Source organism: Methyloceanibacter marginalis (assembly GCF_001723295.1).
Lineage (GTDB): Bacteria > Pseudomonadota > Alphaproteobacteria > Rhizobiales > Methyloligellaceae > Methyloceanibacter > Methyloceanibacter marginalis.
The window spans coordinates 1-5,158 of sequence record NZ_LPWD01000011.1 but is presented as its reverse complement, the minus strand read 5'-3'; the positions used below and the strand labels follow the sequence as shown (position 1 = coordinate 5,158).

The window sequence follows — 5,158 nt, the reverse complement described above, 5'->3', positions numbered from 1 at the left end:
TGCCGCCGCTCGGCGTCGAAGGCGTCGGCATCAAGGATAAGGGCACGCCGATCGAGGGCACGAACGCCGTCGGCATCGGCGCGCTCGCTATCGGCGACGTGAAGTACAAGACGGAGTCGGGGCTGTTCAAAGAAATGATCCAGGCCGATAAGCCGGTCTATCTCGATTTCCGTGCCGCCTACAGACTCGCCCAAGACCTCGTCTCCTAGGCGCTCGCGCCCGAAGCGCGGTGCGCTGCTGATCGCCGCGATCTCGGGCCGGGCGCTGGCGCGCGCGGCGGTCGAGGCCGGTTATGTGCCGCTCGTCGCCGACTTTTTCGCAGACGCCGATACGCAAGAGCTGGCCCATGCCTGCCGCAAGATGCCCGGCGATCTGGTCCCGCGGCTTTCAGTGGCGAAGCTTGGGACCGGCGCTTGCGGCCCTTGCGAAAGCCGCCCCTGCTCCCGTGCTCGGGGTTGTGTACGGGGCGGGCTTCGAGGACCGCACGCATCTCCTGTCGCGAATCGCCGAACGCTGGCCCCTGCTCGGCAACGACGCCGGCACCGTCGCGACCATCAAGGCGCCGGAGCGCTTCTTCGCGCTGCTCGACGATTTGGCGATCCCCCACCCCGTCACGGTCACGGCGCGGCCGCGCACTACCACAGGCTGGGTCGCCAAGCGCCGCGGCGGCGCGGGGGGCAGCCACGTGGTCCCGGCGGCCCGGCTCCAGACGCGCGCGGCCAATGTCTACTACCAGAGGCTGATCGAGGGTCGCGCCGTCTCCGCGCTGTTCATCGCCAATGGACGGAACGCGCGCGTGCTCGGCTTCAGCGAACAATGGACGGCGCCGGCGCCGGGCAAGCCGTGGCGCTATGGCGGCGCGGTGCGGCCGGCGTCCCTCTCAGATGGCGCAGCGGAAGAGATGTCGCGCATCGTGATCTCCGCCGCCCGGGCCTCGAGACTAAAGGGGCTGGCCTCCGCCGACTTCATGCTCGACCAGAATCATCCCTATCTGATCGAGATCAACCCGCGACCTGGCGCCACACTCGATATCTTCGCAGGCGCGGCAAGGCCGCTGCTTCGTCTCCATGTGGAGGCGGTACGCGACGGCAAGCTTCCTTGGAAAACCCCTGTCTTCGAAGGGGCTGCGGCCATGGGCTACGTCCACGCGCCAAAGGCCTTGATTGTGCCGCGCAACATGATTTGGCCCGCCTGGGCGGCCGACCTCCCGGCACCCGGTGAGCGGATCGACAAACAGCGTCCGATATGCACTGTACTGGCCCGCGCCGGGACCAGAAGACGGGCGAAACGCCTCATAGAAGAGCGCAAAGCCAGCGTCCTCGCCATAATACAAAAGTCTAAGGGGGAGCAGGGTGAACAAGAAGAACAACGAAGGACGCGTAAGCCAAGACATGAAGAAACCGAGTATCAACACGCTGGTCGCGCCATTGGTGCGCGACCTCATCGATAACGCCGATGCGTTGCGCGTCGACGTGACGACCGGCTCGCTGGGCGAGACCCTGGTCGATTGTGGGGTGAAGGCCGTTGGCGGCCTGGAGGCGGGCCGGAGACTGTCCGAGATCTGCCTTGGCGGTCTGGGCCAGGTGACATTCGAGACCACCGGCACCGAGGACCCCTGGCCGTTCATGGTGACCGTGCACACGAGCCAGCCCGTGCTCGCCTGCCTCGGTTCGCAATATGCCGGGTGGAGCCTCTCGGTCGAGGACAACGGGAAGAAATTCAACGTGCTCGGCTCCGGTCCGGCCCGCGCCATGGGCTCTTCGGAGAAGCTGTTCGACGAACTCGGCTATCGCGACACGGCGAAGACCGCCGCGCTGGTGATCGAGGCGGACAAGGCGCCGCCGGCGGCGCTGGTGAAGAAGATCGCGGAGGCCTGCAAGATCGCGCCGGACAAGCTGACGATCCTCTACGCGCCGACCTCGAGCCTCGCCGGCACGGTGCAGATCGCCGCGCGCTGCCTCGAAGTCGCGCTGCACAAGGCGCATGAGCTGCACTTCCCGCTGGACGACATCGTCGACGGCATCGCCACGGTTCCGGTCCGCCCCGCGCGCCCGGCTTTCATCGAGGCCATGGGCCGGACCAACGACGCCATCATCTATGCCGGCCGCACCCAGCTCTATGTCACGGGCGAAGCGGACGCCGCCAAGAAGCTCGCCGACGAATTGCCGAGCGCCAACTCGAAGGACTACGGCAAGCCGTTCGCCGAAATTTTCGCGGCGGTGAAAGGCGACTTCTATCAGATCGACCCGATGCTGTTCAGCCCGGCCAAGGTCACGGTGACATCGCTCAAGACGGGCGAGAGCTTCCACAGCGGCAAGATCGACGACGCCGTGCTGCAACGCTCCTTCGCCTGACCCCATGGCTGCCGAACCGCCATCACCCCTCCATCGTCCTGTTCGGCGATGGACGGGATTGGCATGGCAAGAGCCTCTTGCGCGCCTTCAAGCGGCGGGGCATCCGCCCCATCGTGGCGCCGCTGCCTTCTTGCGGCTTTTCCACGGAGACCGCGACCGGGCTCTCTATTCCATGGCTCGGCGATCACCGGCCCGAAGGCGCCTTTGTGCGCTTCATTCCCGGGGGCAGCTTCGAGCAGGTGACGCTCTATCTCGGGGTACTCCATGCGCTGCGCGAGCTCGGCGTGACGGTGTGGAACGACGCCCGCGCCATCGAGCGCTGCGTGGACAAATCCACCACGACGTTCTTCCTGCAAAAGGCCGGGCTGCCGACGCCCAGGACGTTCGCCGGCGTCGATAGGAGCACGGCGGAAGCGATCGCGCCCGGCTCGCCGCGGAAGGACACCGCGCCGTCGAGAAGCCGCTGTTCGGCGCCCAAGGCAACGGTCTGCGCCTGATCGAGGCGGCCTCCGACCTGTCGCCGCCCGAAGCGGTGAACGGCGTCTACTACCTGCAAGAATTCGTTCCCGGGGCCCATGGGCGCTACCAGGATTGGCGGCTGTTCGTCTGCGCCGGCCGTGTTGTTGCCGCGATGATCCGCCATGGCGAAAGCTGGATCACCAATATCAAGCAGGCGCCCGTGCCGAGGCAGCCATTGCCGGCCAGGACCTGAGCGATCTCGCCGTGCGCGCCGCGGCCGCGGTGGGCGCCGACTATGCGGGCGTCGATGTGATCCAGGCGCCCGATGGGAGATTTCTCGTGCTCGAAGTGAACTCCATGCCCGCCTGGAACGGCCTCCAGAAGGTGACGCGGCTGCGCATCTCGGACCATCTAGTCGATGCGTTTCTCGATGCGGCGCTGCCCGCGGGCGGACGCAAGACCCGAGAGGAAGCGTGACCGCACCCCTCACCTCCGAACGTATTGTCTCGAGCTTCCATGAGGCTTGCCTGGCCGAGCTCGAGGCGCTCAAGCCCGGCAACGTGCATCGCATCGCCAACGGCCACAATATGAGCGTCGGCGACTTCGAGAAGAGCGCCGCGGCCGCGGCGCCGGCGATCGGCGCTCCCGATCTGTCGGTGGGCGAGCGCATCGAGGCCGCCGTGGAGGCCACGCGTGAGGCCGTCGGCCAAAACACCAATCTCGGCATCGTGCTGCTTGCCGCCCCCCTCGCCCAGGCGGCGCTCGACCCTTCGGGCCACAGCCTGGAAGACCGGCTCAAGGAGGTTCTCGGGTCTCTCACCATCGAGGACGCTTGCGCGGCCTATCGCGCGATCCGGCTGGCAGAGCCCGGCGGGCTTGGGCAAGCGCCTTACCATGACGTGGCGGCGGAGCCGGGGTCACCCTGTATGAAGCGATGCAGGCGGCGGAGACCCGGGGACCGGATCGCCTGGAATTACACCCACGGCTTCGTCGATATCTTCAAGCTCGGCCTCAAATGGCTCGACGGCGGCACGAAACGCTGGGGTCCGGTGGCCTGGGTCACGACCTATGTCTATCTCGGTTTTCTCGCCCACATCCCCGACACCCTGATCGAGCGCAAGTTCGGCGGGGCGGCCGCGAGCGAGGTCCGGGACGAAGCGCGGCCGATCGAAGCGGGATTGTCTCACTGCCACGATCCGCAAGACATGGCGGGGCCGCTGACCGCGTTTGACGCCTCGCTCAAGGAACGGGGGCTGAATCCCGGAACTTCCGCCGATTTGACCGTGGCCACGCTGTTCGCCGCCGCGCTGCAAGGCCGGTAAATGGCCCGATAAGGAACATTCGGGCCACGCAAGAACGGCCAATAATCGACTTGCCGATCCTTCTAGCCCCGGCTTATGTTGCGCCAGCGGAACTCCGACCAGGAGTTGCGGACGGAGGAGCGTTCACCCAGGAGCACTTTCGTCGGCTCGTCGCCGGGTCTTAAGGCCGGTGGCCGCCGTTTTGTCTGATCATCCTAGTACTAGGGAGGGGTTGCCTCATGGCCAAAATCACTGGTGTTTGTGTCGGCGAGTCGCTCGTCGGCGACGGCAACGAAGTTGCCCATATCGATCTACTGCTCGGTCCGCGCGGTAGCGCCGTCGAAACGGCTTTCTGCAACGCGCTGACCAACAACAAGGACGGCTTCACCACGCTTCTGGCGGTTGTCGCGCCGAACCTGCTCTGCAAGCCGCCGACGATCCTTTACAACAAGGTGACCATCAAGGACGCCCGCCAGGCCGTCCAGATGTTCGGTCCTGCCCAATACGCCGTGGCGAAGGCCGTGGCCGACTCCGTGGCCGAAGGTGTGATCCCCGCCAACGAGGCAGACGATCTTTTTGTCTGCGTCGGCGTGTTCATCCATTGGGAAGCCAAGGACGACAAGAAGATCCAGGAATTCAACTACACGGCCACCAAGGAAGCCCTCGCCCGCGCAGTCGCCGGCGAGCCGAAGGCCTCCGACGTGACCGCCAAGAAGGACTCGGCCACGCATCCTTTCGCCGCTGGCTGAAAAGGAGAACCCCCAGGTCGGGACGACCCCGGCAGTGGAAACGGGCCGGGCCCGATTCGGCGGTGGCTACAAAAGCTCGGTTTCTAGGAAACAGAGCTGACCGCATATCAAGTCTGAGATCGCCGCTTTCCCAGGAGAGCGGCGATTTCTTTTTGGCTGATGGCGCCTGAGTGCAACGCCGTGGCCGCGAGCACGCCGGCCGCACCGGCCTGCGCCACCTTGGCGATGTCGTCGAGACCGGCCACGCCGCCGCCGACGTAGACGGACCTGCCGCCCGCGCGCGCCAGCGTCTCCT

General features: G+C 66.2%; 8 protein-coding genes and 1 pseudogene. 8 read left to right on the top strand and 1 reads right to left on the bottom strand.

What is annotated here, in order from left to right; genetic code table 11:
• The 8 genes and pseudogenes from AUC71_RS19060 to fae all read left to right on the top strand — a co-directional run.
• Positions 1–209 (top strand): annotated as a pseudogene (locus AUC71_RS19060) (NAD(P)-dependent methylenetetrahydromethanopterin dehydrogenase); the annotation flags it as partial.
• Between the two features lie 137 nt (positions 210–346).
• Positions 347–1,450, top strand: coding sequence for an ATP-grasp domain-containing protein (locus tag AUC71_RS00480; RefSeq protein WP_204376588.1), 1,104 nt, complete (start codon positions 347–349; stop codon positions 1,448–1,450).
• Positions 1,392–2,354: a methenyltetrahydromethanopterin cyclohydrolase gene (gene mch / locus AUC71_RS00475; RefSeq protein WP_069622682.1), complete on the top strand. Its 963-nt coding sequence runs from the start codon at positions 1,392–1,394 to the stop codon at positions 2,352–2,354. Before AUC71_RS00480 ends, mch begins: the two co-directional genes overlap by 59 nt.
• A 77-nt stretch (positions 2,355–2,431) precedes the next feature.
• The gene (locus AUC71_RS20085) at positions 2,432–2,851 is read left to right on the top strand and encodes an ATP-grasp domain-containing protein (protein ID WP_204376587.1); all 420 of its coding nucleotides are present in this window, start codon (positions 2,432–2,434) and stop codon (positions 2,849–2,851) included.
• Positions 2,852–2,886: 35 nt separating this feature from the next.
• Entirely contained in the window at positions 2,887–3,066 is a 180-nt protein-coding gene (locus AUC71_RS20555; RefSeq protein WP_244500730.1) for a hypothetical protein, read from the top strand.
• Positions 3,067–3,077: 11 nt separating this feature from the next.
• On the top strand, positions 3,078–3,290 hold the full coding sequence (locus tag AUC71_RS20550) for a hypothetical protein (RefSeq protein ID WP_244500729.1): 213 nt from the start codon (positions 3,078–3,080) through the stop codon (positions 3,288–3,290).
• Positions 3,287–4,135, top strand: a complete 849-nt coding sequence (locus tag AUC71_RS00465; RefSeq protein ID WP_069622681.1) for a triphosphoribosyl-dephospho-CoA synthase — start codon at positions 3,287–3,289, stop codon at positions 4,133–4,135. Before AUC71_RS20550 ends, AUC71_RS00465 begins: the two co-directional genes overlap by 4 nt.
• Before the next feature lie 218 nt (positions 4,136–4,353).
• Positions 4,354–4,863 carry a formaldehyde-activating enzyme gene (fae, locus tag AUC71_RS00460; RefSeq protein ID WP_069622680.1) on the top strand — a complete coding sequence of 170 codons (510 nt, stop codon included), beginning with the start codon at positions 4,354–4,356 and terminating at the stop codon, positions 4,861–4,863.
• A 107-nt stretch (positions 4,864–4,970) separates the two neighbouring features.
• Here fae and AUC71_RS00455 read toward each other — a convergent pair.
• Positions 4,971–5,158: HisA/HisF-related TIM barrel protein (locus AUC71_RS00455; protein WP_244500728.1), on the bottom strand; the 188-nt coding region annotated here is incomplete at its 5' end.

What these genes read in the sequence shown, in the direction of transcription:
- AUC71_RS00480 (WP_204376588.1), top strand. Translation starts at nt 347, where the DNA reads ATGCCTGCCGCAAGATGCCCGGCGATCTGGTCCCGCGGCTTTCAGTGG.
- mch (WP_069622682.1), top strand. Translation starts at nt 1,392, where the DNA reads ATGAAGAAACCGAGTATCAACACGCTGGTCGCGCCATTGGTGCGCGAC.
- fae (WP_069622680.1), top strand. Translation starts at nt 4,354, where the DNA reads ATGGCCAAAATCACTGGTGTTTGTGTCGGCGAGTCGCTCGTCGGCGAC.